The 24,322-nt window shown below is 68.9% G+C and carries 21 protein-coding genes and 1 pseudogene; 8 read left to right on the top strand and 14 right to left on the bottom strand.

Features of this window, described 5'->3' with window-relative positions:
• Positions 1–96: 96 nt before the first annotated feature.
• The 3 genes from HUN07_RS12185 to HUN07_RS12175 form a co-directional block, all read right to left on the bottom strand.
• Positions 97–1,512: a replication-associated recombination protein A gene (locus tag HUN07_RS12185; protein WP_174909914.1), complete on the bottom strand. Its 1,416-nt coding sequence runs from the start codon at positions 1,510–1,512 to the stop codon at positions 97–99.
• Between the two features lie 53 nt (positions 1,513–1,565).
• On the bottom strand, positions 1,566–1,724 hold the full coding sequence (locus HUN07_RS12180; protein WP_174909912.1) for a hypothetical protein: 159 nt from the start codon (positions 1,722–1,724) through the stop codon (positions 1,566–1,568).
• A gap of 95 nt (positions 1,725–1,819) precedes the next feature.
• Positions 1,820–2,353: a hypothetical protein gene (locus HUN07_RS12175; protein ID WP_174909910.1), complete on the bottom strand. Its 534-nt coding sequence runs from the start codon at positions 2,351–2,353 to the stop codon at positions 1,820–1,822.
• Between the two features lie 63 nt (positions 2,354–2,416).
• On the opposite strand from HUN07_RS12175, the gene HUN07_RS12170 reads away from it, so the two are divergent.
• On the top strand, positions 2,417–3,178 hold the full coding sequence (locus HUN07_RS12170; protein ID WP_114722656.1) for a TetR/AcrR family transcriptional regulator: 762 nt from the start codon (positions 2,417–2,419) through the stop codon (positions 3,176–3,178).
• A gap of 6 nt (positions 3,179–3,184) precedes the next feature.
• Here HUN07_RS12170 and HUN07_RS12165 read toward each other — a convergent pair whose 3' ends face one another.
• Positions 3,185–4,363, bottom strand: coding sequence for a kinase (locus tag HUN07_RS12165; protein WP_174909908.1), 1,179 nt, complete (start codon positions 4,361–4,363; stop codon positions 3,185–3,187).
• Positions 4,364–4,563: 200 nt separating this feature from the next.
• Positions 4,564–6,345, bottom strand: a complete 1,782-nt coding sequence (gene aspS / locus HUN07_RS12160; RefSeq protein WP_114722654.1) for an aspartate--tRNA ligase — start codon at positions 6,343–6,345, stop codon at positions 4,564–4,566.
• 167 nt (positions 6,346–6,512) lie between these two features.
• Between aspS and ypfJ the strand changes: the two genes are divergently transcribed.
• The 3 genes from ypfJ (at position 6,513) to HUN07_RS12145 (ending at position 10,322) form a co-directional block, all read left to right on the top strand.
• Positions 6,513–7,454, top strand: coding sequence for a KPN_02809 family neutral zinc metallopeptidase (gene ypfJ, locus HUN07_RS12155; RefSeq protein WP_174909906.1), 942 nt, complete (start codon positions 6,513–6,515; stop codon positions 7,452–7,454).
• Positions 7,455–7,512: 58 nt separating this feature from the next.
• On the top strand, positions 7,513–9,051 hold the full coding sequence (locus tag HUN07_RS12150) for an AMP-binding protein (protein ID WP_174909904.1): 1,539 nt from the start codon (positions 7,513–7,515) through the stop codon (positions 9,049–9,051).
• Between the two features lie 119 nt (positions 9,052–9,170).
• The gene (locus tag HUN07_RS12145) at positions 9,171–10,322 is read left to right on the top strand and encodes an acetyl-CoA C-acetyltransferase (RefSeq protein ID WP_174909902.1); all 1,152 of its coding nucleotides are present in this window, start codon (positions 9,171–9,173) and stop codon (positions 10,320–10,322) included.
• Between the two features lie 9 nt (positions 10,323–10,331).
• Here the strand turns inward: HUN07_RS12145 and HUN07_RS12140 are convergent, their stop codons facing one another.
• Entirely contained in the window at positions 10,332–11,357 is a 1,026-nt protein-coding gene (locus HUN07_RS12140) for an Rv2578c family radical SAM protein (protein ID WP_114722650.1), read from the bottom strand.
• Between the two features lie 119 nt (positions 11,358–11,476).
• Between HUN07_RS12140 and HUN07_RS12135 the strand changes: the two genes are divergently transcribed.
• On the top strand, positions 11,477–11,842 hold the full coding sequence (locus HUN07_RS12135) for a RidA family protein (protein ID WP_174909900.1): 366 nt from the start codon (positions 11,477–11,479) through the stop codon (positions 11,840–11,842).
• A 115-nt stretch (positions 11,843–11,957) separates the two neighbouring features.
• On the opposite strand, the pseudogene HUN07_RS26940 reads toward HUN07_RS12135, so the two are convergent.
• Positions 11,958–12,365: pseudogene (locus HUN07_RS26940) on the bottom strand (M23 family metallopeptidase); the annotation flags it as partial.
• Between the two features lie 664 nt (positions 12,366–13,029).
• Entirely contained in the window at positions 13,030–14,076 is a 1,047-nt protein-coding gene (locus tag HUN07_RS12125) for an alpha/beta hydrolase (protein ID WP_174909896.1), read from the bottom strand.
• Between the two features lie 269 nt (positions 14,077–14,345).
• Here HUN07_RS12125 and HUN07_RS12120 point away from each other — a divergent pair, with 269 nt between their 5' ends.
• Both HUN07_RS12120 and HUN07_RS12115 read left to right on the top strand, forming a co-directional pair.
• Positions 14,346–14,669, top strand: a complete 324-nt coding sequence (locus HUN07_RS12120; protein ID WP_114722647.1) for a hypothetical protein — start codon at positions 14,346–14,348, stop codon at positions 14,667–14,669.
• Positions 14,670–14,803: 134 nt separating this feature from the next.
• Positions 14,804–15,352 carry an AAA family ATPase gene (locus tag HUN07_RS12115; RefSeq protein ID WP_174909894.1) on the top strand — a complete coding sequence of 183 codons (549 nt, stop codon included), beginning with the start codon at positions 14,804–14,806 and terminating at the stop codon, positions 15,350–15,352.
• Positions 15,353–15,410: 58 nt separating this feature from the next.
• Here HUN07_RS12115 and HUN07_RS12110 read toward each other — a convergent pair whose 3' ends face one another.
• The 6 genes from HUN07_RS12110 to HUN07_RS12085 form a co-directional block, all read right to left on the bottom strand.
• Complete coding sequence (locus HUN07_RS12110) at positions 15,411–15,968, bottom strand: TetR/AcrR family transcriptional regulator (RefSeq protein WP_254622912.1); 558 nt, start codon at positions 15,966–15,968, stop codon at positions 15,411–15,413.
• Between the two features lie 14 nt (positions 15,969–15,982).
• Positions 15,983–17,467, bottom strand: coding sequence for an MFS transporter (locus tag HUN07_RS12105; protein ID WP_254622911.1), 1,485 nt, complete (start codon positions 17,465–17,467; stop codon positions 15,983–15,985).
• A 123-nt stretch (positions 17,468–17,590) separates the two neighbouring features.
• Positions 17,591–19,573, bottom strand: a complete 1,983-nt coding sequence (locus HUN07_RS12100) for a 5-oxoprolinase/urea amidolyase family protein (RefSeq protein WP_174909890.1) — start codon at positions 19,571–19,573, stop codon at positions 17,591–17,593.
• The gene (locus HUN07_RS12095) at positions 19,570–20,235 is read right to left on the bottom strand and encodes an urea amidolyase associated protein UAAP2 (RefSeq protein WP_441346819.1); all 666 of its coding nucleotides are present in this window, start codon (positions 20,233–20,235) and stop codon (positions 19,570–19,572) included. The genes HUN07_RS12100 and HUN07_RS12095 overlap by 4 nt, the downstream gene beginning before the upstream one ends.
• Before the next feature lie 8 nt (positions 20,236–20,243).
• On the bottom strand, positions 20,244–21,077 hold the full coding sequence (locus HUN07_RS12090; protein WP_114722746.1) for an urea amidolyase associated protein UAAP1: 834 nt from the start codon (positions 21,075–21,077) through the stop codon (positions 20,244–20,246).
• A gap of 25 nt (positions 21,078–21,102) precedes the next feature.
• A complete protein-coding gene (locus HUN07_RS12085) occupies positions 21,103–22,623 on the bottom strand; it encodes an amino acid permease (protein WP_174909886.1) in 1,521 nt (506 codons plus the stop codon).
• 238 nt (positions 22,624–22,861) lie between these two features.
• On the opposite strand from HUN07_RS12085, the gene HUN07_RS12080 reads away from it, so the two are divergent.
• On the top strand, positions 22,862–24,292 hold the full coding sequence (locus HUN07_RS12080) for a putative nucleotidyltransferase substrate binding domain-containing protein (RefSeq protein ID WP_254622910.1): 1,431 nt from the start codon (positions 22,862–22,864) through the stop codon (positions 24,290–24,292).
• Positions 24,293–24,322 lie beyond the last annotated feature (30 nt).

Genomic DNA, 24,322 nt, shown 5'->3' with positions numbered 1-24,322 from the left:
GTTTATTCGGCGCACGTGATACCCCGCTGGTTCCCGGCGTCACCGTGACGAGCCCCACGCGACCGGACGACGTTCTCACCGACGGCGCAACAGGTCTCAGCGGCCGCGCACGATCCGGCGGAGCTTGCCCACCCGTCCGGCGATCTCCCGCTCGGCGCCGTGGGTGGTGGGCTCGTAGTAGTCGACACCGACCAGTTCGTCCGGCGGGTACTGCTGAGGCAGGACGCCGTCCTGGTGGTCGTGCGGGTACTTGTATCCGACGGCGTTGCCGAGCTGCGCGGCGCCCGCGTAGTGGCCGTCCCGCAAGTGCGGCGGGACCAGGCCCGACTTGCCGGCCGCGACGTCGGCCATCGCGGCACCCAGCGCGGCGATGACGGCACCGGACTTGGGTGCGGTCGCGAGGTGGATCGTGGCCTGCGCGAGGGCGAGCCGCGCCTCGGGCATGCCGATCAGCTGCACGGCCTGAGCCGCGGCGGTCGCGGTCTGCAGCGCGGTCGGGTCGGCCATGCCGATGTCCTCGCTGGCGTGCACGACGAGGCGGCGGGCGATGAACCGCGGGTCCTCCCCCGCCGTGATCATCCGGGCGAGGTAGTGCAGCGCGGCGTCGACATCCGAGCCGCGAATCGACTTGATGAACGCGCTGATCACGTCGTAATGCTGGTCACCGTCACGGTCGTAGCGGACGGCGGCCTTGTCGACGCTGGACTCGACCGTCTCGAGGTCGACGACCGCGGGGCGTTCGTCGGTGCGGTCGAGCGCGGTACCGGCGGCGGCCTCGAGCGCGGTCAGCGCCCGCCGCGCGTCGCCTGCGGCCAGCCGGACGAGATGCTCGAGCGCGTCGTCGGTGAGGTCGACGGACCCGCCGAGGCCGCGCTCGTCCTCGCGGGCGCGCTCGATGACGCTGCGGATGTCGTCCGCGGTCAGCGACTGGAGTTGCAGCACGAGCGACCGCGACAGCAGCGGCGACACCACCGAGAACGACGGGTTCTCAGTGGTCGCGGCAACCAGGAGCACGATCCGGTTCTCCACGGCCGCCAACAGCGCGTCCTGCTGGGTCTTGGAGAAGCGGTGGACCTCGTCGATGAACAGCACCGTCTGCTCGCCTTGAAGGAGGCGGCGGCGGGCCAGTTCGATGACGCCGCGCACCTCCTTGACCCCGGCGGACAGCGCGGACAGCGCCTCGAATTTCCGGCCCGTCGCACCCGAGATCAGCGATGCGAGCGTGGTCTTGCCGGTTCCCGGCGGCCCGTAGAGCAGGACCGACGATGCACCGGAGCCCTCCACGAGACGCCGCAGCGGCGCCCCGGGACCCAACAGGTGCTGCTGACCGACCACCTCCGACAGCGCGGCCGGACGCATCCGCACCGCAAGCGGCGCCCCCGGACTCGGCGATGCGGCCTGCCGTGGCACCGACGTCAGCGGCTGCGACTCCGGGTCGGGCTCGGCCGCGGGAGCCTCGAACAGACCCGCCCCGTCGCCCGCGGTGTCGGTGTCGCCGAAGAAATCAGTCACGCCCCGACGCTACTAGCCGCCACCGACGGCGGGCGACGCCGCTCGCGTCGCGGTCAGCGCCCGAACAGCGACTTGAAGAACCCCGGCTTGGCCGGCTGCTCACACTTGCACCGTTCGGCGGCCGGCACCGTGCGCATGACGCTGTCGACGTGCCGGCCACAGCCTCCCCAGGTGGTCTTGTTGCAGGTCCGGCAGGTAACGGGGTAGCACACGATGAATCTCCTCGAGCGTGGGTTGCAGGTGGCACCCACCATACCCCCAGGGGTATCTACTGCAATGTGCCGATCCCCACACTCGACTCGATCGGTCAGCGGTCCACCCGCACCCCGGCCAGCCATCCGGTCAGCAGCGGCAGCACGACGTCCGCGCCCATCGCGCTCATGTGATCCCGGCCGGGCATCACCTCCACCACCCAACCGCGGGCTTCGAGGTCCGCGCGACGCTTCAGCAGCGGCTCGGCCACCTTCACAGTGACGTCACCCCAGCCGGGCCCGTAGGCGATCTCGTCGGCCGCACCGGCGAAGCACAGCCGCGGAACCGTCGGTACCGCCCCGGACGCGGTGTCGTCGAATGCCTGCAGTGCCTCGTACAGCGTCACGAACTGCCTGGTCTGCGCCTCGGTACTGGTGACCGCGACGGCGTCCCAGTCCCCGGCCTCGACCGATGTGTGGGTTGCAGACGGCGCGGCCGCCATGGCGTGGGCCGCACGGGTGACAGCGAGCATCTCCAGGTACGGGGCAGGGTGCGCCATCCGGTGTCCTAGTCGGCGGCGATCACCGCGAACGAGTACCGGAATCCGGGTGCCGTCGTGCAGCACCGCCTCATCGTGCCGTTGCCCCATCTCCAGCGCTCCTTACGACGTATAGTGCAATGGACCAGGAACTATACAATGTAAGGAACGGAAATGGGTCCTATCACCGGGCGCGGGGATGCGGCCCGCACACTGTCCCTGCTCTGGGAATCCCCCACCGCCGGATCCGACGCCGGCTCGGGACTCACGCTCGACTCGATCGTCGCGGCGGCTACCGCAATCGCCGATGAACGCGGCGACGCGTCCGTCCCCCTGCGCGCGATCGGCGATCGCCTCGGGTGCACCGCGATGGCGCTCTACACGTACGTCGGCGGGAAGGCCGAGTTGCTCGACCTCATGTACGACCGGGCCTACGCCGGCTTCGCGGCGACCCGACCGATATCGGTGACGGAGTGGGCCGAGCATCTGCTCGAGCTGTACGTCGAGCACCCCTGGATGCTCGACCTCGCGCACGCCCGACCGGTGCTGGGCCCACACCAGCAGGACGCGTTCGAGTCGCTTCTCGGAACCCTGCTGCCGATCGGACTCCACCACGCCGACGTGGCCGCGATCGCGTCGTCCGCGTTCTCGCTCGCGGCGGCCGCCGCCCGCACCGTCGTCGACGCCCGCCGGGCACCGTCGGTGACCGGCGAGGGCGACGAGCAGTGGTGGGCCGACAGGATGGACGCGCTGGCCGCGGCGGCCCCTGACTTCGCCGACCGTTACCCGCTGTCCAGCAGATTGATGGGCGGGGACGAGTCGGCCGTTCCTCCCCCGGGCGACGACGCCCCGATCATGGAACGTGCGGCGCGCGCAAACCTGCGCCGCGCACTCGAGTTGCTGCTGGCGGGCGCCGCCGGGTCCGACCGGGACTGAGTCGGATCAGCCGAGGCGTTCGCGCAGGCGCTCCAGCACCTGCGACGCGTGCTCGGCGACGGCGTCGTGTCCCGACCGCTCCGCGAATCGGGCCAGGCCCTCCCACCGCGCCGCGAGCGCCTCGTTCCGGGGCGCCGACAGATGGTGCTCCCGCACTGCGGCGATCCGCGTGTAGTCCTCGGGCAGGAACAGGAACGTGCTGAGCCACACCCACACGAGCTGCGCGTCGATCACCCGTTCGGTGAGGAATTCGTCGTCCGCCAGCACCGGCCACATCCCGACGACCTCGGCCCGCCACGCCTCGGTCATCGCACTCGCCCGCTCGTACGACAGGTCGATGCTGCACAGGCACGCCGGGAACGACACCAGCGCGTACGCGAGGTCCAGCGTCGCGTCCCGGAAGCCACCCCACTCGTAGTCCAGGAACCGGACACCCTCGTCGTTGACGATGATGTTGTCCGGGCACAGATCGGACGGGCTGAAGGCGCGGAACCGACCGCCACCGAAGAGCCTGCCGGCGCGTGCCGCGATCGCGAGCACCTCCGGTGACACCTCGACGTCGAGGTGCTCGGCGAGTAGTCCCGGCACAACCTCGAGCGAGGCTGCCGCCTGCTCGGCGACCACATCGCCGCAGTGCGCCACCTCCGCACGACGCAGCAGGGCGGTGAAGTCCTCCTCGCGCCCGACGGTCGCAGCATGCATCCGCCCGAGCGCCTGAGCCATCGCCATCAGCGAGTTCGTGACGGTGTCCGGATCGGCGTTCTTGAGCAGCGCGGCGAACGGAGTGGAGTCGCCGAGGTCACCCAGGACGAGCAACCGGGTCTCGAAGTCGTACGCCAGTAGTTCGGCGCCCGGACGGCTCTCGGTCGCGAGCGCGGTCGCGAACTGGTAGGAGACCGCCTCGCGGAGGAAGGCGACGTCGACCGTGGCGGTGTCCGCCATGCCCTCGAACTCGATGCGTCGCGGATCGGCCGTGCGTGACGTCTCGCGAACCTGCTTGATCACCAACGTCCGTGGCAGCGAGAACGGGTTCTCGGCGACCCGGACGCGGAGGACGATGGTGCGGCCGCTCCCCCCGAGATCGACGGGGTCGACGAGTCGGACCGGCGCCCCGGTCCGACGAGTGAGCAACTTCTCGGCTGCGGCAACTACCTCGGAGAGGGGTTCCGCCAATATTGCGGTCATCGATCACCAACCTACCCGGCGCGGCCCCTCACGGCCCGACATTCATCGCCCGCCCCGCCATCCGGATCTCATCGACCTGGGGGAATACAGGGTTGCAGGTCGGTTACGGCCGTTTTCGGCGCGTCGGCTGAGCACGGTTCGACGACGGAGCCCCGCGCCACGGCGATGTGCGTGACGCGGGGCTCCGACGAACTGCGTGGTTACTTGCCTTCTGCGCCGACCGGCTCCGGCTTGACATCGATGCCGGACTCCTTGCGCTGCAGCTCGGTGATCGCCGCCGGCGCGTCGGTGAGCGGATCGACGCCGCCACCGGACTTCGGGAACGCGATGACCTCGCGGATCGAGTCCACGCCCGCGAGCAGGGCCGTGATGCGGTCCCAGCCGAAGGCGATGCCGCCGTGCGGCGGGGCGCCGAACGCGAAGGCGTCGAGCAGGAAGCCGAACTTCTCCTCGGCTTCCTCGTGCGAGATGCCCATCACCTTGAAGACGCGTTCCTGGATGTCCTTGCGGTGGATGCGGATGCTGCCGCCACCGATTTCGTTGCCGTTGCAGACGATGTCGTAGGCGTAGGCCAGCGCCGAACCCGGATCGGTGTCGAAGGTGTCGATCGACTCCGGCTTGGGCGAGGTGAACGCGTGATGCACCGCGGTCCAGGCGCTGTAGCCCAGGGCCACGTCGCCGCTGGCGGTCGCGTCGGCGGTGGGCTCGAACATCGGCGCGTCCATGATCCACACGAACGCCCAGGCATCCGGGTCGATCAGGTTCTGCTTGCGCGCGATCTCGCCGCGGGCCGCGCCGAGCAGCGCGCGCGAGGACTTGGTCGCACCCGCACCGAAGAAGATGCAGTCGCCGGGCTTGGCGCCGACGTGCGCGGCGAGACCCGCGCGCTCGGTGTCGGTCAGGTTCTTCGCGACCGGACCGGTCAGTGCGCCGTCCTCGCCGACCAGCACGTAGGCGAGACCCGGCGCGCCGCGCTGCTTGGCCCAGTCCTGCCAGCGGTCGAGCTCGCGGCGCGGCTGGGCGGCCCCGCCCGGCATGACCACCGCGCCGACGTACTCGGCCTGGAAGACGCGGAACGTGGTGTCCTTGAAGAACTCCTTGCACTCCACGAGTTCGACGCCGAACCGCAGGTCGGGCTTGTCGGAGCCGAAACGGCGCATGGCCTCGGCGTAGGTCATCCGGGCGATCGGCGTGGTGATCTCGTGACCGATGAGCTTCCACACGGCGTGCAGGATCTCCTCGGCCAGCAGGATGACGTCCTCCTGGGTCACGAAGCTCATCTCGATGTCGAGCTGCGTGAACTCGGGCTGACGGTCCGCACGGAAGTCCTCGTCGCGGTAGCAACGGGCGATCTGGTAGTACCGCTCGATGCCGCCGACCATGAGCAGCTGCTTGAACAGCTGGGGGCTCTGCGGAAGCGCGTAGAAGTTGCCGGGCTGCAGGCGCGCGGGCACCAGGAAGTCACGCGCACCCTCGGGGGTGGACCGGGTCAGCGTCGGGGTCTCGACCTCGACGAACTCGTGGTGAGCCAGGACCGAGCGGGCCGCGGCGTTGGCCTTCGAGCGCAGCCGGATCGCGTGGCCGGGGCCCTCGCGACGCAGGTCGAGGTAGCGGTACTTGAGCCGCGCTTCCTCGCCGGCCTGGTCGTCGAGCTGGAACGGCAGCGGGGCGCTCTCGTTGAGAACCTCGAGCTCCGTCGCGTTGACCTCGATGGCACCGGTGGGGATTTCGAAGTTCTGGTTCCCCTCGGGGCGGACCTCGACGACGCCGGTGACCTTGACGCAGTACTCGGCGCGGAGGCGGTGCGCCTGCTCGAGCACGTCGCCCGCGCGGAACACGACCTGGGACACGCCCGAGGCGTCACGCAGGTCGATGAAGATCACCCCGCCGTGATCGCGCCGCCGCGCCACCCAACCGGTGAGGGTGACGGTCTGCTCAGCGTGCTCGGGTCGTAGCGAGCCGGCCAGGTGGGTGCGCAGCACGGGATTCCTTTCACAAACTTCCAGCACAGTTGTCGATCCGTGCTTCCAACACGGTGTTCTGTCTGCTGCGATCCTACGGAGGCACCGCGTGTTATCGCCAAACGCATGCCGGATTACTGGAAAGCTGTAACGACCAGCACAGGTGTTTCGGACAGGGAGCCAGCGCAATGACCTTCAACGACGATGTCCGCATCAACGCGGAGCGCGTCTCCGTCGGTGGAGGCGGAGGCGGCGGGCGCGGCGGCAAGTTCGTCCTCGGCGGCGGCGCCGGAGGCCTGATCGTGCTGGTCCTGGCGCTCCTGCTCGGCGGCGATCCGGGCTCGATCCTCGGCGGTCTGAGCGGGGCGACAGGAACACCCCTGGACTCCGGCACCAGCGCGGTCAGCGGCGCGGCCCTCGACGACTGCGAATTCGGCACCGACGCGAACCGCGACATCGGCTGCCGCATGGCGGGTACCGCGGAGAGCCTCGATGCCGTGTGGGGCGCCCAGCTGCCCGCGCAGACGGGGGTGGAGTACGTCGCGCCGAAGGTGCGGCTCTTCTCCGGCTCCATCAACACCGGATGCGGATACGCCACGAGTGACGTGGGCCCCTTCTACTGTCCCGCCGATTCCACCGCCTACTTCGACACAAGCTTCTTCCAACTCCTCGTCGACCAGTTCGGCGCCAATGCCGGTCCGCTGGCGCAGGAGTACGTGGTGGCCCACGAGTTCGGCCACCACATCCAGAACCAGCTCGGTGACATCGGACGGGCGCAGCAGGATCCACGTGGTGCAACCTCGCAGGCCGTGCGCACCGAACTGCAGGCCGACTGCTACGCCGGCATCTGGGCGCACTACGCATCCACCCAGCCAGGCCCGAACAGCTCCCAGCCGTTCCTGAAGCCGCTCACCGAGAACGACATCCGCGACGCGTTGTCGGCGGCGTCGGCGGTGGGCGACGACCGGATCCAGCGGTCCGCGGGCGCCCGTGTGAACCCCGAGGGCTGGACCCACGGGGCGTCGGACCAGCGTCAGGCCTGGTTCCTGGCCGGCTACAACACCGGGAAGGTGAGCGCGTGCGACACCTACTCGGCGCGCAGCCTGGACAATCCTCCGGCACTGCGCTGAGAGCCTGCCGCATAGCCTGTCTTCGACACTCGCAGTAGATCGCTCGAAGGAGGCCGCCGTGTCGACCGTGCACCGCGAAAGTGCGCTCAGCGCACCCGACGAGGTCGCGTTGCGCGACGGCCGCGCCGAGTTGTCGTGGGCGGACGTCGAATCGGTCGTGAACCGGGTCGCGAACGCACTCCGCGAGGTGGTCGTCGGCCCCGATCGCCGGGTTGCAGTGTTCGCCCGCAACTCGACCGAGACCATCCTGGCCCACGTCGGCATCATCTACGCGGGCAGCTCACCGGTGCCGGCGAGCTACCACCTGACGGCCCGGGAGTTGACCTACATCCTCGAGGACTCGAACGCCGACGCCCTGTTCGTCGGTCCCGAGACGGCCGCGATCGGTGCGGCGGCGGCCCGCGCGGCGGGGGTACCGCTGGTCGTGGGCTGGCGGGTGCCCGGCGAGGCCGTCGTCGACTGGGACGAGTGGCTCGCAGCGGCGTCGGATGCCGCTCCCCCGACCGAGGTCCCGGCGATGCCGTTCCTGAGTTACACGTCGGGCACCACCGGCCGGCCCAAGGGCGTCAACAGCCTGGCCGGGAGCCCCGATCCGGGTGCGACCGTCGACGACTACGTCCGCTCGATGGGCACGCTGCCGCTGGCGCAGTGGCCCGGACATCTCGTCGTCGGCCCGCTGCACCACACCGGCCCCCTCGCCGGTGTCCGACTGGTCGCGTCCGGCAGGCCGGTCACGGTCCTCGAAAAGTTCGACGCCGAAACCGTGCTCGCGACGGTCCAGCGGCATCGCATCGCGACAACGCTGATGGTGCCCACGCATTTCCACCGTCTCCTGTCGTTGCCCGCCGCAGTCCGCGCCCGGTACGACGTGAGCTCGCTGCGGCTCGTCACCCACACCGGCGCACCGTGCCCGCAGGACGTGAAGCGCGCCATGATCGACTGGTTCGGGCCGGTGCTGTTCGACTCGTACGGTGGCAGCGAATCCGGGCCGCTGTGCGGGATCTCCAGCGCCGACTGGCTGGTGCGGCCAGGCAGCGTCGGGCGGGTGCGACCACCGTTCGTGCGGGCGGTGGCCGTGGACGACGACGGCCGCGAACTGCCCGCCGGAGCCGAGGGACGGCTCGCGTTCGAGGAACGGGACGGGCGATCAGTGGCCTATCTCAACTCGGCCGACAAGACGGCCGAGGCCCTGATCCGACCGGGACTGTTCACCCTGGGCGACGTCGGGTACGTCGACGACGAGGGCTTCATCTTCGTCACCGATCGCGAGACCGACATGATCATCTCCGGCGGCATCAACGTCTACCCGGCCGAGATCGAGCAGGTCCTCATGGCGCATCCGGAGGTCGCGGACGTCGCGGTTATCGGGGTTCCGGACACCGACATGGGCGAGTCGGTGTGGGCACTGGTCGTGCCGCGGGACGTCGACCACCGGCCCGACCCTGATGCGCTCCTCGCCCACTGCCGAAACCGGCTGGCGGGCTACAAGATTCCCCGGACGATCGAGTTCCGAGAGTCGCTGGGACGCAGCAACATGGGCAAACTCACCAAGCGCCTCCTGCGGGCGCCGTACTGGACGTCCGCGAACTCCCGGTGACGGCCCCGCCCCGGCAACCGTGGACATCTACCCCGTCGGTTGGTATAGATTAATCATCTAACCAATTAAACCGTCGATCCGACACCGCTCGCGACGACGGCGACCGAGGAGGTCGGGCCATGGCCGAGGCATACGTAGTCGATGCGGTTCGCACCGCGGTGGGCCGCCGGAACGGCGGCCTGTCCTGCGTCCATCCGATCGACCTGGGCGCGAGCGTGATCCGGTCGATCGTGGACCGGACCGGCATCGATCCGACGGCCGTCGACGACGTGATCTTCGGCTGCGTCGACGCGATCGGCGGCCAGGCAGGCAACATCGCGCGCACCTCCGCGTTGGCTGCCGGCCTGCCCGAGACGGTCCCGGGAGTCACCGTCGACCGCCAGTGCGGCTCCAGCCAGCAGGCGCTGCATTTCGCGGCGCAGGCAATCATGAGCGGCACAGCCGATCTGGTCGTGGCGGGCGGCGTGCAGAACATGAGCCGGATCCCGATCTCCTCGGCAATGACCGTCGGACTGCAGTTCGGCTTCGAGGATCCGCATTCGGGCTCGATCGGATGGGAGCGCCGCTACGGCGCGGAGGAGATCTCCCAGTTCCGGGGCGCGGAACTGATCGCCGAGAAGTGGGATATCAGCCGCGAGCAGATGGAGCACTGGGCCCTGCGCAGTCACGCGCGGGCGAACGACGCGATCAGCGCGGGACGGTTCGACACCGAGATCGTCCCGGTCGGCACGTTCGCGGTCGACGAATGCCCCCGTGACACGAGCCTCGAAGCCATGGCGGCACTTCCGACGCTGCGCGAGGGCGGACGGCTCACCGCCGCGCTGGCGAGCCAGATCTCGGACGGCGCCAGCGCCGTACTGGTCGCGTCCGAGGCGGCCGTCGAGGCGCACAACCTCGTCCCCCGCGCCCGGATCCATCACGTCAGCGCCCGCGGCGCCGACCCGGTCTTCATGCTCAGCGCGCCGATTCCGGCCACGGAGTACGCGCTGCGCAGGACCGGGATGCGCATCGACGACTTCGACGTGATCGAGATCAACGAGGCGTTCGCATCGGTGGTGTTGTCGTGGGTGTCCGAGACCGGAGCGGATCCGGAGCGCGTCAATGTCAACGGCGGTGGAATTGCGCTCGGTCATCCCCTCGGGGCCACCGGAACCAAGCTGTTCACCACGCTCCTGAGCGAACTCGAACGCCGCGGCGGACGGTACGGCCTGCAGACCATGTGCGAGGGCGGCGGCACCGCAAACATGTTGATCGTCGAGCGACTGGGCTGACCGCAGCACTCAGAAGAGGGTCAGTGCGGGCGCCGCGCCGGCCCCCACCAACTCGCGGCGGTCCGGCGCGGGCACGGCACGATGCTCGGAACGCCCGCCGAGACCGTACTTCTCGACCATCGGTTCCACCCGCGCCCGGAGCCATGCCTTGTACTCGGGGGTGACGTAGGCACCGCGTCCGTAGAGCTGCCGATACCGCCGGACGAGGGCGGGATGCTCGGACGCGAGCCAGTTCAGGAACCAGCCACGGGTGCTGCCCCGTAGATGCATCGGGAAGATCGTCACGCCGGCCGCGCCGGCCTCGGCGATGGCCGACAGCAGCCCGTCCAGGTGCGCCGTCGAGTCGGTCAGATACGGGATTACCGGGGCCACCATGACGTTGCACGGCAGCCCGGCATCGGTGACCGCGCGGATGAGGTCGAGCCGCGCCCGCGGCGACGGTGTCCCCGGCTCGACGGCCTTCTGCAACTCCGGGTCGTGGATCGCGAGCGACACCCCCACGCCGACCGACACGCGCTCGGCCGCCTGCCGCAGCAGCGGCAGATCCCGGCGCAGCAGCGTGCCCTTGGTCAGAATCGAGAAGGGCGTGCGCGATTCGGTGAGCGCGCCGATGATGCCCGGCATCAACCGGTAGCGCCCCTCAGCGCGCTGGTACGGGTCGGTGTTGGTGCCGAGCGCGACGTGCTCCCGCTTCCACGATCGACGCGACAGCTCTCGCCGGAGCACGGCGGCGATGTTCATCTTCACCACGACCTGCGAGTCGAAGTCGTGCCCCGAATCGAGGTCCAGATACTCATGGGTCGGACGGGCGAAGCAGTAGCGGCACGCGTGACTGCATCCACGAAAGGCGTTGACGGTGAAGTCGAACGGCAGCGACGCACCCTCCGGCACCTTGTTGAGCGCGCTCTTGCAGAGCACCTCGTGAAAGGTGATTCCCTCGAACTCCGGCGTCTGAATACTCCGCACCAGGCCTGCACGCTCGAGACCTGGAAGTGCGCCGTCGTCCGCGTCGAGCGTCTGGCCCTGCCACCTCATGAACCCAGTCGAACATGTGTACTAAACCATGTCAACCAATTCTTCGAAGAAATGTTCGAGACATCCGGACGGAGGTCAGGCCACATGCCCGAAACATTGGACTGCCAGAATCTCCGACCATGACCAGAAAGAACATCTCCTCCGGCTCCGAATGGGAGCCCAAGATCGGCTACTCCCGCGCAGTGCGGATCGGGAACCAGATCGCGGTGTCCGGCACCACCTCCCCCGGCGCGACGCTCGAGGAGCAGACGCGCGGTGCCCTCGCGACCATCGCGGCGTCGTTGACCGAGGCCGGCGCGTCGCTGAACGACGTCATCCGCACCCGCATGTACCTGCGCGACATGTCGAAGTGGGAGGACGCCGCCCTCGCCCACGGTGAGGTCTTCGGCGAGATCCGCCCCGCCACCACGATTCTCGAGGTGAGCGCGCTCATCGATTCCGACCTGCTGATCGAGATCGAGGCCGACGCCGTCGTCACCGACTGAGCGCACGGCGAAGCCGTCTCGGGCCGCACCGTCGAGGTCTCCTCGGCGGTGCGGCCCGAACCGTCCGACGACCCGGTCATGTCCCGGTCATGTCCCGGTCGCGTCAGAACATGCGTCAGAACATGAGGACGCCGCGCATCGCCAGCCAGCCGATGGGGTCGGTCTTGATTCCGCCGGGCAGGTCGACCTCGAAGTGCAGGTGCGGGCCGGTGGAGTTTCCACGGTTGCCGACGTTGGCGATGCGCTGGCCCGCGGACACGCGCTGACCGACCGAGACGAGGTTGGCGTCGTTGTGGCCGTACGTGGTGATGGTGCCGTCGTTGTGCCGGACCCGGACCCACAGACCGAAGCCCGACGCCGGACCGGCGTTGATGACGGTGCCGTCGGCCACCGCGTAGATCGGCGCCCCCATGTTGGCAGCGATGTCGATGCCCAGGTGCCCGCCGCCGAAACGGGTGGTGATCGGACCGGACGCCGGCTTGACGACGCCGCCGAGACCACCCAGGCTGCCGAAGGGCAGTCCCGAACTGGAGCCGAGGTCGAAGCTCTGGAGCGCTCCTGCAACGTTGTTCAACGTGGAGGCTGCATCGTTCAGAAACCGCGCCACGTCAGCCGATCCTGGTAAGGGTGGAAGCGCGGGTTGCGCCGATGCGGTCGATGCGGAACCGATAACGAGGGCCGTCGTCAGCCCTGCACCTGCTAACGCACCTGCAACCAACCGCCGGAATCCCAACCGCAACTTCGCGCTTCCCATGCGTGCACCCTTCTCGAAGGTCGAATCAGATCCGAATCGGATCGGTGGAACCACAAGAAAATGAGCCCGTTCGATCACGGGTGGAACAGGATCCGACGTCCCCGGGAATCAGTCGTCGAGCCGTACGGAGACGCGGCATCGACATCATCTGCGCGGGTCCGCCTTTCGTTGGGGATGGCGCAACCCCGCGCACCAGTCCTGTCGGTTTCCTTGTGTGCGGTGACGGTAGCAATGACTGAGCGATCCGGCGACCGATTCGTTTCAGTTCCTCCGGCATCCGACACGCACACGCGAATTCGGCTACCGTATTCGCGCTGCTCGAGCGCGTGCGCCCGGCCGGCACGCGGCGCCGACCCCGAATCGCGCCGAAAACGGAAGCCGGACGCGACCGTTCGCGGATCCGGACGCGGCGCACTGCGGTGCAATCGGCGGGCTAGATTCCCATCGACCGAGCGATCGTCGGCCAGTTGTTGTGCAGGTCGTCCTGCCAGTAGCCCCACGAATGGGTGCCGCCCGGCTTGAAGTCGAACGTCGCCGGGATGTTCAACTGGGCGAGACGGTTCGCCAGATTGTGAGTGCAGTAGTTGGTGGCCGCCTCGAGCACCCCGCCGACGATGACCTGGTTCGCGAGCGTCCCCACCTGCCCGTTGATACCGGGCCCGTTCAACGTCTCGTGCGGGCCGGGCAGCCCGGAACCGGTGGTGATGTAGAGCTCGGTGCCCCGCAGCTTCTCGGCGTTGACGACAGGATCGTTGTCCACCCAGCCGGGCCCGTCGAGGGGACCCCACATGTTGGTGACGTCGACACCGCCGCGCACGCCGGACACGATCTGGATGGCGTTCTTGCCTGCCCAGGTGCTGGTCTCGGCGCAGCCGCTGTAGGAGCCGACGCTCTTGTAGAAGCCGGGCTTGGCGATCGCGTAGTTGAGTACCGAGGTCGCCGTCATGGAGATTGCGGCGATGGACTGCACCCGGTTGGTGTCGAAGGCCTCGTCGATGACCGGCGGGAGTTCCTGCGTCATGAAGGTCTGCCACTTCTGGCGACCGAGCGTCGGGTCGTCCTTCACCCAGTCGGTGTAGTAGCTGAACGCACCCTCGAGCGGGGTGACGACGTTGACGTTCTTGTCCCGGAAGAAGTTCATGACATCGGTCTTGCGCTGCCAGGTGGCCGAGTCCTCGCCGCCGCCTGCGCCGTTGAGGAGGTAGAGCGTCGGGCGCGGCTGGCTGGTGTCCGCGGGAAGGATGACCTCGAGCGGGATCTTGCGGTCCATCGCAGCCGAGTACACCGAGATGGTGACCTTGCGGTCGGAGTTCTTCGTGGTGCTCACCAGGTAGGGAGCCGAAACGTCCGACGCGGCGGCGGCTCTCGTACCGGAAGCGTCACCACCGGCGGACGCCGTCGCCGGCACCGCGAGCAGTGAAGCGGACACGGCCACCGCGGCGGCCAGGACGCGGGCGCACCCGAGTGTCGAACTCCCCATGCGAATTTCCTCCCCTGAGAACCTGCAGACGCCGCGTGCCGCTGGACGTACGCACGGACGGCGATCGATCCGGATGCCGGGCCGCTCCCCCTGGACACGGCATCGGTGGTGGACCATACCGATGGAAAGGCCCCGAGTGTCCGGATCGGAGATGTCGGCTCGAGATTCACCCGCGGTTTCACCATGTGATCCGGGAAGGACCAGGGGCGTGTAACGCCGCCGCTCCCCGAATCGAGAAACACACCAACTACGACTGTTGTGGGGGTCGGATGAAGTCTTCAGGGTTTGTCGCCGCTGGGGTACTCGCAATCGGACTGAGTAGCGTTCTCGCTCCGGCAGCAGCGGCTCAGGATTTCGGCAGCTTCGGGCAGTATCAGCCCTGCAGCAATCAGTTCCGACTCCCGTGGGAGCCGGACACCCCCACCAAGAATGTCGTACTCAGCCCCTTCGGCACTGCCGACATGCACTGCGCGTCATGGCACGGCGTCACCGAGATCTATCAGATCGACCCCTGGGGCAACAAACACCGCATCAACCGCGCGCAGATCGTCGTGCCGCTGCCGTTCTTCGTCTGGAATCCCGCAACGTTCTGACGATCGCCGTGGCCTGGTTGATCCAGAGACCTCGCAGCTCAACGCTTCCCCTGCCTTCCCCTGCCTTCCCGACACCGACCAGAACGGGAAATCTCGGATGCTCAATACAGCAGGACCGGGGTAGCTTGACGTCCGTGAACGGACGAGTGATCATCCTGACCGGCCCACCCGGAGCCGGCAAGTCGACACTCGCCGCGAAGGTTGCCCGCAGTTACAGCAAGGGCGTTCATCTGCACACGGACGATTTCTGGCACTACATCGTTACGGGTGCCATACCTCCGTACGACCCCGCGTCGGATGCACAGAACCAGACGGTGATGGATGTGATCGCAGGTGCCGCCTACACCTATGCGCTCGGCGGCTTCACCACGGTGATCGACGGAATCGTGGGGCCCTGGATGCTCGGGAACTTCCGAACCCACGCAGCGCAGCACCCGGACCTGGCGGTCCACTACGTCGTGCTCCGACCGCAGCGCGACATCACGCTGAAGCGAGCCCAAGCCCGGACCGCTCCGAGCGCCTTGATCGACGAGGGACCGATCCTCACGATGTGGGATCAGTTCTCCGACCTCGGCGAGCTCGATGGCCACGTCCTCGACACGTCGGAAGAAGCGGAAGAGCGCAGTGTCCGGCGGGTGACAGAGGCAGTCGGTGATGGTCGTTTCCGACTGTTTACGAGTTAGTTGCTGGATTCGCAGAAGAATGTCGTCGGACGCCACGAGCGAGGTGACCGATCGCGGCCTACGGCCGGTCGATCCCGTCGATGATCGACTGGACCACCGCGCCGTAGCGTCGGACGAGCTCGTCGCTGTCGAGTGCGTCCACCGGCAGCAGGCCGACCGTGCGCAGTCCCGTCGCGAGCCCGAGGAGCACCGAGACCACCATCTGGGTGGGCAGTCGATCCTCGGAGGTGTCGCCGATCTTCGACGAGATGGCGCCGACGTAGCGTTCCCGCGCCTCGGCCTGGGCGGCGTCGCGATCAGGCGCCTCGTGGATGAGCAACGGCATCATCACCCACGGCTCGGACGCGTCGGCGTCGCGCCGTTCGACGATGTTGCGCACCAGCCGAAGACCCACCGACTCGTCCTCGCACACGTGCGGATCATCCGCGGCAGACGGCAGCGACGGCGCTGCAGCCGAGTACAGTTCGGCCTTGCTCCCCAACAGCTTCATCACCATCGCGGGCGAGCACCCGGCACGTTCGGCGACGTCCTTGATCGTGGTGGCCGTGTAGCCACGGTCGGCGAACAGGGCACGCGCCGCGTCGATGATGTTCTCTCGCGTGGACTTTCCGCTCACGTGGCCAACCCTAGTCACGACGCTGTCTCCACCCGCGCCTCGGCGGACGCCTCCACAACCGTGGACACCGGCACCTTCCGTGCCGTCCGCGGGATGAACCACGCGACGACGGCTGCGAGGATCGCCATGCCACAGGCGACGGCGAACACCGTCTGGAAGGCGGCGAGCGTGGGCAGTTGGACCCCGGCGACGTCGAGCGTCATCGCGGTCAGGAGGGCGGTGACCACCGCACTCGAGGTCGAGGTTCCGATCGAGCGGAGCAGCGAGTTCAGGCCGTTGGAGGCGGCGGTCTCCGAGATCGGCACGGCCTGCATGATGAGGATCGGCATCGCCGAGTACGTGATCGCCGTACCGATGTTGACCATCATCGAGCCCAGGATGATCAGCTCGATCGAACCGTTGAACAGGACCCGGACCACGTACGCGACGGCGAGGATCAGCGCGCCGGTGATGAGCGTGATCCGGGCGCCGAATCGCGTGGTGATCTTCGCGGACAGCGGCGAGAAGACCACCATCGCCAGACCTGCCGGCACCATGCACAGTCCGGCGGTGAACACGCTGAGCCCGAAGCCGTAGCCGGTGCCCTCCGGCATCTGCAACTGCTGGGTGGTCGAGAGCATGTTCGCGAACATCGCGAACCCGACGATCATCGATGCCAGGTTGGTGAGCAGGACCGGGCGCCGCGCCGAGGTCCGCAGGTTGACCATCGGATCCTTCACCCGCAACTGGTACGGCATCCAGATCGCGAGCACCACCACGGCGAGCACGAAGCAGCCGATCGTTCGGCTGCTGCCCCAGCCCCACGACCCGCCCTTGGAAATGCCCAGCAGGAGCGATGCCAGCGCGACCGACAGGATGAGTGCGCCCGGGAAGTCGAACCGTCCCGGCGTCCGCACCTTCGATTCGGGAACCACCAGCACCACGGCCACGAACAGCAGCGCCCCGGCCGCGGCGGAGATCCAGAAGATCGCATGCCACCCGAGGTTCGCGTAGATGACGCCCGCCAGCGGGAGTCCTAGTGCGCTGCCCAGGCCCAGCGTCGCGCTCATCAGCGCGGTCGCGGCCGGGACCTTCTCACGGGGCAGTTCGTCGCGCATGATCCCGATGCCCACCGCGATCAGGGACGACGCGAAGCCCTGCAGACCGCGTCCGATCAGCACAGCGACGAACGTGCCACCGAGCGCGGCGACCAGCGAACCGCAGACCATCATCCCCATCGCGACCAGCATCATGCGGCGCTTGCCGACCATGTCCGCCAGGCGCGAGACGATCGGGGTGGCCACGGCCGCAGTGAGCAGAGTGATCGTGACCAGCCAGAACGCGTCGTCGGCGCTCACTCCGAGGATGTCTCGGAGATCCGGTAGCAGCGGGACGACGAGGGTCTGCTGCAGCGACACGATCGTTCCGCACATGCACAGGACCGCGGTGATGAGCGCGCTGGAACGGCGGGTCGGGGACGGGGGCTGCGAGAGCGGCGCGGTCGCGGGTCGTGCTGACAATGGATCATCTCCGAGCTGCGTGGCACAGTAAATGCGGTGAATGGGCGTTCACCCCCGAGTGAACACCCATTCACCACCCCGCGGCAAATCGCCTCCCACTCCCAGGGACGTCAACCGAGCGGTTCATCCGCGCGCGAACTCGCCGGCTTCCGCCCACCGTCGCCGCTCGTCGCCGAACGCCACCGCTTGCCGTGCCCGGAATGCCTCGATCGAGTCGGAGTTGGTGTCGAGGAACGCCTCGTGTTCGGCCAGCGAGAAACTGCCGTCGCCGATCTCGACGCCGCCGCCGCGTCCCGCCGCGAGATCGGCCCGCAGGTCCAGCAACTCCTCGGGTTCGACCGGATACCAGGAGATCCGGTCGAAGAACCGGAGCAGCCACGGCGTCCCGTCCTCGAACGGACCCGACCGTTGCGGATGCCGGTGGTTCCACACCTGGGTGGTGCGGCCGACGAACTGGTAGCCCCCCGGGCCCTCCATGCCGTAGATGCACAGGTAGGCGCCGCCGATGCCCACCGCGTTCTCCGGGGTCCAGGTGCGCGCCGGGTTGTACTTGGTGGTCACCAACCGGTGCCGCGGATCCAGTGGCGTCGCGACCGGGGCGCCGAGGTAGACGTCGCCGAGGCCCAGGACCATGTAGTCCGCGCCGAAGACGGTGTCGAAGACGTCGTTCACCGACTCGAGCCCGTTCATCCGGCGGATGAACTCGATGTTCCACGGGCACCACGGCGCGTCGGACCGGACGCCGTGCATGTACCGCGCGATCGCCTCCCGGGTGGCCGGGTCGTCCCACGAGAGCGGCATCCGCACCGTCCGACTCGGCACCACCAGTTCGTTCGCGGCCGGGATCGCGTCCTCGGCCTCGGAGAGCAGGCCGAGCAGCGTCGACACCGGCAGGACGTCGGGGTCGACACGGACCTGGAGCGACCGGATGCCGGGCGTCAGGTCCAGCAGTCCGGCGGTCGAATCCGCGGCGAGGTGCTGGTGCAGCGCGTGCACGCGGGACCGCAGCGCCAGGTCGAGGGTCATGTCGCCATACTCGACGAGGACGTTGTCGTCGCCGGAGCGCCGGTACGTGACCGCGGTGTCGCCGTCGCGGCGGGCGATCACACCGTCGTCGCCGTCGCCGCCGGCCGAGAGCACCGCCGGTAGCGATGCCCGGCGGCCCAGGCCCAGCTCACGCCGCGACGCCGCATGCTCGGCCCGCACCGGCGCGAACCGCACCGTGTTGCCCGGTGCGAGCTGCCCCAGCTTCCACCGGTCCGCGGCGACGACCGTGACCGGGCAGACGAAGCCGCCCAGGCTGGGTCCGTCCGGGCCGAGCAGAATCGGGGTGTCCCCGGTGAAGTCCAGCGCGCCGACCGAGTACGCGTTGTCGTGGATGTTCGACGGGTGCAGTCCGGCCTCCCCGCCGTCCGGCCGGGCCCAGTCGGGCTGTGGGCCGATCAGTCGCACGCCGGTGCGGTCGGAGTTGAAGTGCACCTCGTAGTCGGTCCGGTACAGGGTCTCGATGTCGGCGCGGGTGAAGAACTCGGGCGCCCCGTGCGGCCCCTCCGTCACGGCGATCTCCCAGTGCCGAGACAGCGCCGGCACCGCTTCGGCGGGAACGGGATTCGGCCGCGCCTCGGGTGTCTCGCCCAGCGCCAGGGTGTCGCCCTCGCGCAGCGTGCGGCCCTCGTGTCCACCGAACCGGCCCAGTGTGAACGTCGCCGCGCTGCCGAGGAACTCGGGGACGTCGAGCCCGCCCGCGACGAGCACGTAGATGCGCAGTCCCGGCCCGGAGACGGCACCGACGTCCAGCACTCCCCCGGCCGGCACCGCGACGGGGCGCCACTGCGGGACCATCACTCCGTCGACGGTCACCCGGGTGGGCGCACCGGTCACGCACACCTGAGTGGGCTCGTCGAAACGCAGCGCGGGGCCCGCCATGACCGCCTCGAATCCCGCGACCCCCTCCGGGTTTCCGAGGGCGACGTTGCCGAGACGGAACGACAGGTCGTCCATCGGACCCGACGGCGGCACCCCGATCTTCCAGTAGCCGGTGCGGCCCGGGTAGTCCTGGACGGTGGTGCCCATACCCGGACGGAGCACTGTGCACTTCGCGGTCACGACCGCACCTCCGCGAATCCGGAGGGTCGGGTGACGATCATCCGGACCGCGGTGGGATCGAACCCGTTGCAGGGGTTGTTGATCTGCGGGCAGTTCGAGACCAGCACCAGCGCGTCGACGTCGGCTCGCAGTGCGAGCCGCTTGCCCGGCGCGGACAGCCCGTCGACGATGCCGAGCGCGCCGTCCGGATCCACCGGCACGTTCATGAAGAAGTTGATGTTCGAGACCAGGTCCCGCTTGCCGAGTCCCCAGCGCGCGCCCTCGCTCAGGAAGTTCTCGACGCACGCGTGCTGATGGCGGGTGTGGTGGCCGTATCGCAGGGTGTTCGACTCCTGCGAGCACGCGCCGCCGACGGTGTCGTGATTGCCCACCTCGTCGGCCACGATCGTCATGAGCGCGCCGCCGTCGCCGGCCCGCAGCACGCTGCCCGTGGTGAGGAACAGGTTGCGCTGCGCGACGACGGTCGCCGCGGCCGAGTACCTGCGGGAGTGCTCGTCGGCGGCGTAGACGAGGGTGTCGACGGCCTGGTTGCCGTGCAGGTCGACGATCGTGAGCACGTCGCCGGCCGCGATCACGGCCGACCACGGGCCGCGGGCCGCGACCGTCTCGTCGAGGACCACCTCGCCGGATACGAGGGCCAGGGTGTGGGCGGCGGGCAGCATGGTGGTCATCACGCGTCCTTTCCGGGGTGCAGCGCGGTCCAGGCGTCCTCGGTGTTGAGAACGGCCCGGCGGTACTCGGGGTCGTCGGTGGGGAGGGTGTCGAGGTCGTCGGGGGCGGACCACGCGAGAACCTCGAGGGCGGTGGTGGAGAACTCGGGGTCGGGATCGAGCGGGTGCGCCGCGTCGGCGATCAGCACGATCAGCGGAAGATGCAGCAGCAGTTCCACGTACGCTCCGGCGCCGGCGGTGCCGATGCTCGTCAGCGCGCCGTCGGTTTCGACGCGGACGCCGTGGAAGAACGACAGCGCCGGCGGCAGGTCCCGGGGTTCCAGTCCGTGCTTCGCGGCGGCGAGGGTCAGCAGCTCCCGGCCCGCGGGCGACGGCGAGTGCACCGACCCGGACCCGTACTTCGCGGTGTTCCCGGCACGGCTGGTGGTACCGCACAGCGCATCGTGCCGACCGGAGGTGTCCGCGACCACGGTGGCCAGCACCCGGCCCGCGTCGGAGAGCAGCGGGTGCCCGACGCCGAGGTAGGCCTGCCACGGCACCTTGACCGTGTCGGCGACGTTGAGCCGCTCCCACGGGGCGTCGGCCCGGTACAGCAGGACGTTGGCGCAGGCCGCTCCGTCGATGTCGCGCAGCCGGATCCGGGTTCCGCGAGCGAGCACCTTGGAGGTGTAGCGTCCGCCCGGCACCGTCTCGGCCCACGTGAGGCGCTCGGCGGGGATACCGGCGGGTGGGGTCGGCCAGGCGGAGGCCGGGAGAATGGGCATCGAATCGGTGATGGTGCCGGCCTGGGCGCGGGCGTGCGCCCTGGCTCCGTTCGTGGTGGAGGTCGACAGCTCGGCGGGGCTGGTGGTGGTCACTTCAGGCTCCAATCGTGACGGGGTTCGGGACGGCCTTGCTGCGCGGATAGCAGAGCGCTCCGACGAGCACCACTGCCACCACGGTGATCGGCGCGGACCACTGGAGGATCGGGAATTCCCCTGTGGGGTTGAAGATTTCGGCGCGAGGCCAGGACAGATTGACGACCATCAGCAGCCCATAGGCGACGGCTGCGATGTTCACCGGGATCGCGAACACGCCGAGCGAGAACAACTTTCGCCCGTCAGCGTCGACCTGTGCGCCGCCGTTGGGCCACCCCTTCAGCCGGCGGACCAGAAGCGGAACGGTCACCATCAGGTAGGCGAGATAGATCAGCACGATGCACACGCTCGACAGCGTCGTGAAGATCGCCGAGTTACCGACGTTCACGGCGAGGACCACGATGCATGCCAGACCGATCAGCACAGACGGCGCGATCGGGGTACCGGTCCTGCCGTTGACCTTCGACAGCGCGCCGCTGGCGGGCAACCGGCCGTCGCGTGCCATCGAGAACATCAGCCGGGAGGCAGCGGTCTGGATGGCGAGCGTGCACACGAACACCGCGATCGCGACGTCCACCAGGAGCAGGGTTCCCCACGGCGAGCTCAGGATCGACGTCAGCACGTACGGCAGACCCTCGGCGGCCAGGCGGCCGTCGGTGAGACTCGGCGCCGCCATCAGTGCACCCACGATCATGAGGCCACCGCCGAGTGCGGACACCGACAGCTCCAACCGGATGGTGCGCGGGGCGACGCGACGAGGGTTCCGCGTTTCCTCCGCGAGTTCACCGGCCGACCCGAAACCGACCATGACGTACGCCGCCATCAGGCCCGAGACGATCCACGCCCAGATGTACCCGGGCTGGGTGCCGGCGGCACCCGTGTCGAACACGACCTCGGGCCCACGCTCGGCGTGGGTGAACAGCATGCCCACCACCGCGACGACACCGACGATCTCGCAGGTCACTCCGATGTTGTTGATGCGGGACATCCAGTTCACACCGACGCAGTTGATGGTGGTCGTCAGCACCAGCAGGATCGACCCGAGCAGGACGGCGTTCGTGGCACCGCTCGGCGACGTGAGCGCCGAATCCTCGCCGATCACCTGGAAGCCTCTCCAGACGGACGGCAGCACCACCTGCAACGCGATCGCGGCCGCGGACGCGGTGACGATCTGCGCGAGGATCATGAACCAGCCGGCGAACCACCCGACGATCTCGCCGCCCATCCGACGCGACCACTGATAGACCGCTCCCGAGATCGGGTAGCGCGCCGCGAGTTCCGCGAAGCACAGCGCGACCATGAACTGGCCGAGGAACACCACGGGCCACGTCCAGAAGAAGGCCGGACCGGCGAATCCGAAACCGAGACCGAACAATTGGAAGATCGTGGTGAGGATCGAGACGAAGGAGAAGCCCGCCGCGAAGGACGCGAACTTCCCGAGGGATCGGTGCAACTGCTGCTCGTAGCCGAACTCGGCCAGGTCGCCCCGGTCGTTCGACGCTGTCGGCGCGGTAGTCGTCATGAACTCTCCTGCAGAGGACGGAAGCGTCACCTCTCCCGGGCCGCCCCGGGTACCGGTTTCTGTCACTCGACAGTTTTCCGAGCCAAATGACGCGGTCGATGTCGCCGACGTTGCAAACGTGAGTCCAGGTGGACGTCTTCGGTTGCAGTCCCGTGTCATCGGTCACCTGCGGATGACGAACCACTCACACGCGCAGGTCACGGGCGCGGCGATCCGGGCGCGGGGTACCACTGCCAGGATGGACATCGTGGACGAACAGGTGGACCGGCGTCCGTCGGTGGCGACCAGCCCGGCGATCCGGCCGGTGGGCGAGCTGTTGCGGGGACGCGCACCGTTGTGTCCGGCGACGGCGACCGTCCGCGACGCCGCCGTTCTCATGACAACTACGCGCCGGCGATGCGTTCTCGTGCCACTGGCCGACGGATCCCACGGCATCGTGACCGAAGGCGACCTCACGCGGCGGGTCGTCGCCGCGGGCCTCGGCCCGAACACGCCCGTCACCGCCGCGATGACCAGCCCGGTACACACGTGTCCCGCCGACCGACTGGGCGCCGACGCCCTGCGCGACATGCTCGAATGCGGGGTTCGCACGATGCCGGTGCTCTCGACACGGGGCGAGGTGCTCGGCATCGTCGAGGACGCCGATCTCCTCGCCGGCGCAGCGCGCGGCGGCTTCCTGCTGCGCGGCGCCGTGGCGCGCACCGCCGACACCGATCAGCTCATCGCCACCGCAAGGCAGATCCCCGCCCTGGTCCTGGACCTACATCGAGCGCGGGTGGCACCGACCGACGTCAGCGCAATCCTGTCGGTGATCGTCGACGCGACCGTGGCACGAGCACTCGATCTGGTGGCCGCGCGCGCCGCGCCGGACCTCACCTGGCTGAGCCTGGGCAGTGTCGCTCGGCGCGAGGCGCTACCGAACTCCGATCTCGACACCGCGGTCGTCGTCGGCGCCGACATCGAGACCGACACCGTCACCGCGCTCGCCGCTCGGGTTCACGATCTCCTGGACTCGTGTGGGCTTCGCGCGGACGCCAAGGGCGCGACCGCCGACCGCACCCGGTTCTCCCGATCGCACCAGCGCTGGCTCGGTGCGGTGGAGGGGTGGATCGCCGACCCGTTCACCGATCGCGGTCTGGTGATGCTGTCGATGCTCGCGGACAGCCGGGAGACCTGGGGAGATGGGCGTCCCCACCTCGCCGAGTGGGTGGCGACTCGACTGCGCACCGCCCCCGCCGCGACGAGGCTGCTGCTGCGCCAGGCCGTGGACGAACCCGCGCGCCTGCACCCGCTGCGCCGCCTCCTGACCCGCCGCACGGGGAACATCGACCTCAAGGCCGATGCGGCGATGCCCGTCGTGAACATCGCGCGATGGGCCGGGATCTGCGCCGGCGTCAGCGACCGCTCGACGACCGGACGCCTGCGGGCGGCGGCCGGCACCGGACTCTTGCTCGACGACGATGCCCGCGTACTGTCCGAATCGTTCGAGGTCGTGCAACAGATCCGGCTCCGACACCAGTGCGAGATCCTCGAACAGGGCCACGCCGTCACCGACGAGATCGCGGCCGGGTCGCTCACTCCGCTGTTCCGGAGCCTCTTGTCCGAGGCGGTCCGCGAGATCGCCGGCGTGCAGCGACGGCTGTCGTATGCGGGCCCACCCGCCGACTGACCGCGCTTCGCGAATCGCACTGCGTCGCTT

Source organism: Rhodococcus sp. W8901, from assembly GCF_013348805.1.
Lineage (GTDB): Bacteria > Actinomycetota > Actinomycetes > Mycobacteriales > Mycobacteriaceae > Prescottella.
The sequence above is the reverse complement of the archived record's forward strand: the minus strand, read 5'-3'. Positions and strand labels throughout refer to the sequence as shown.

Bases quoted from the DNA above. Each gene is read 5' to 3' on its own strand.
- HUN07_RS12140 (WP_114722650.1), bottom strand. From the start codon at position 11,357: ATGAGGTGGCAGGGCCAGACGCTCGACGCGGACGACGGCGCACTTCCA.
- HUN07_RS12170 (WP_114722656.1), top strand. From the start codon at position 2,417: ATGGGTCCTATCACCGGGCGCGGGGATGCGGCCCGCACACTGTCCCTG.
- HUN07_RS12095 (WP_441346819.1), bottom strand. From the start codon at position 20,235: ATGCTGCCCGCCGCCCACACCCTGGCCCTCGTATCCGGCGAGGTGGTC.
- ypfJ (WP_174909906.1), top strand. From the start codon at position 6,513: ATGACCTTCAACGACGATGTCCGCATCAACGCGGAGCGCGTCTCCGTC.
- HUN07_RS12165 (WP_174909908.1), bottom strand. From the start codon at position 4,363: ATGACCGCAATATTGGCGGAACCCCTCTCCGAGGTAGTTGCCGCAGCC.
- HUN07_RS12085 (WP_174909886.1), bottom strand. From the start codon at position 22,623: ATGACGACTACCGCGCCGACAGCGTCGAACGACCGGGGCGACCTGGCC.
- HUN07_RS12175 (WP_174909910.1), bottom strand. From the start codon at position 2,353: ATGGGGCAACGGCACGATGAGGCGGTGCTGCACGACGGCACCCGGATT.
- HUN07_RS12120 (WP_114722647.1), top strand. From the start codon at position 14,346: ATGAAGTCTTCAGGGTTTGTCGCCGCTGGGGTACTCGCAATCGGACTG.
- HUN07_RS12125 (WP_174909896.1), bottom strand. From the start codon at position 14,076: ATGGGGAGTTCGACACTCGGGTGCGCCCGCGTCCTGGCCGCCGCGGTG.
- HUN07_RS12145 (WP_174909902.1), top strand. From the start codon at position 9,171: ATGGCCGAGGCATACGTAGTCGATGCGGTTCGCACCGCGGTGGGCCGC.
- HUN07_RS12080 (WP_254622910.1), top strand. From the start codon at position 22,862: ATGGACATCGTGGACGAACAGGTGGACCGGCGTCCGTCGGTGGCGACC.
- HUN07_RS12135 (WP_174909900.1), top strand. From the start codon at position 11,477: ATGACCAGAAAGAACATCTCCTCCGGCTCCGAATGGGAGCCCAAGATC.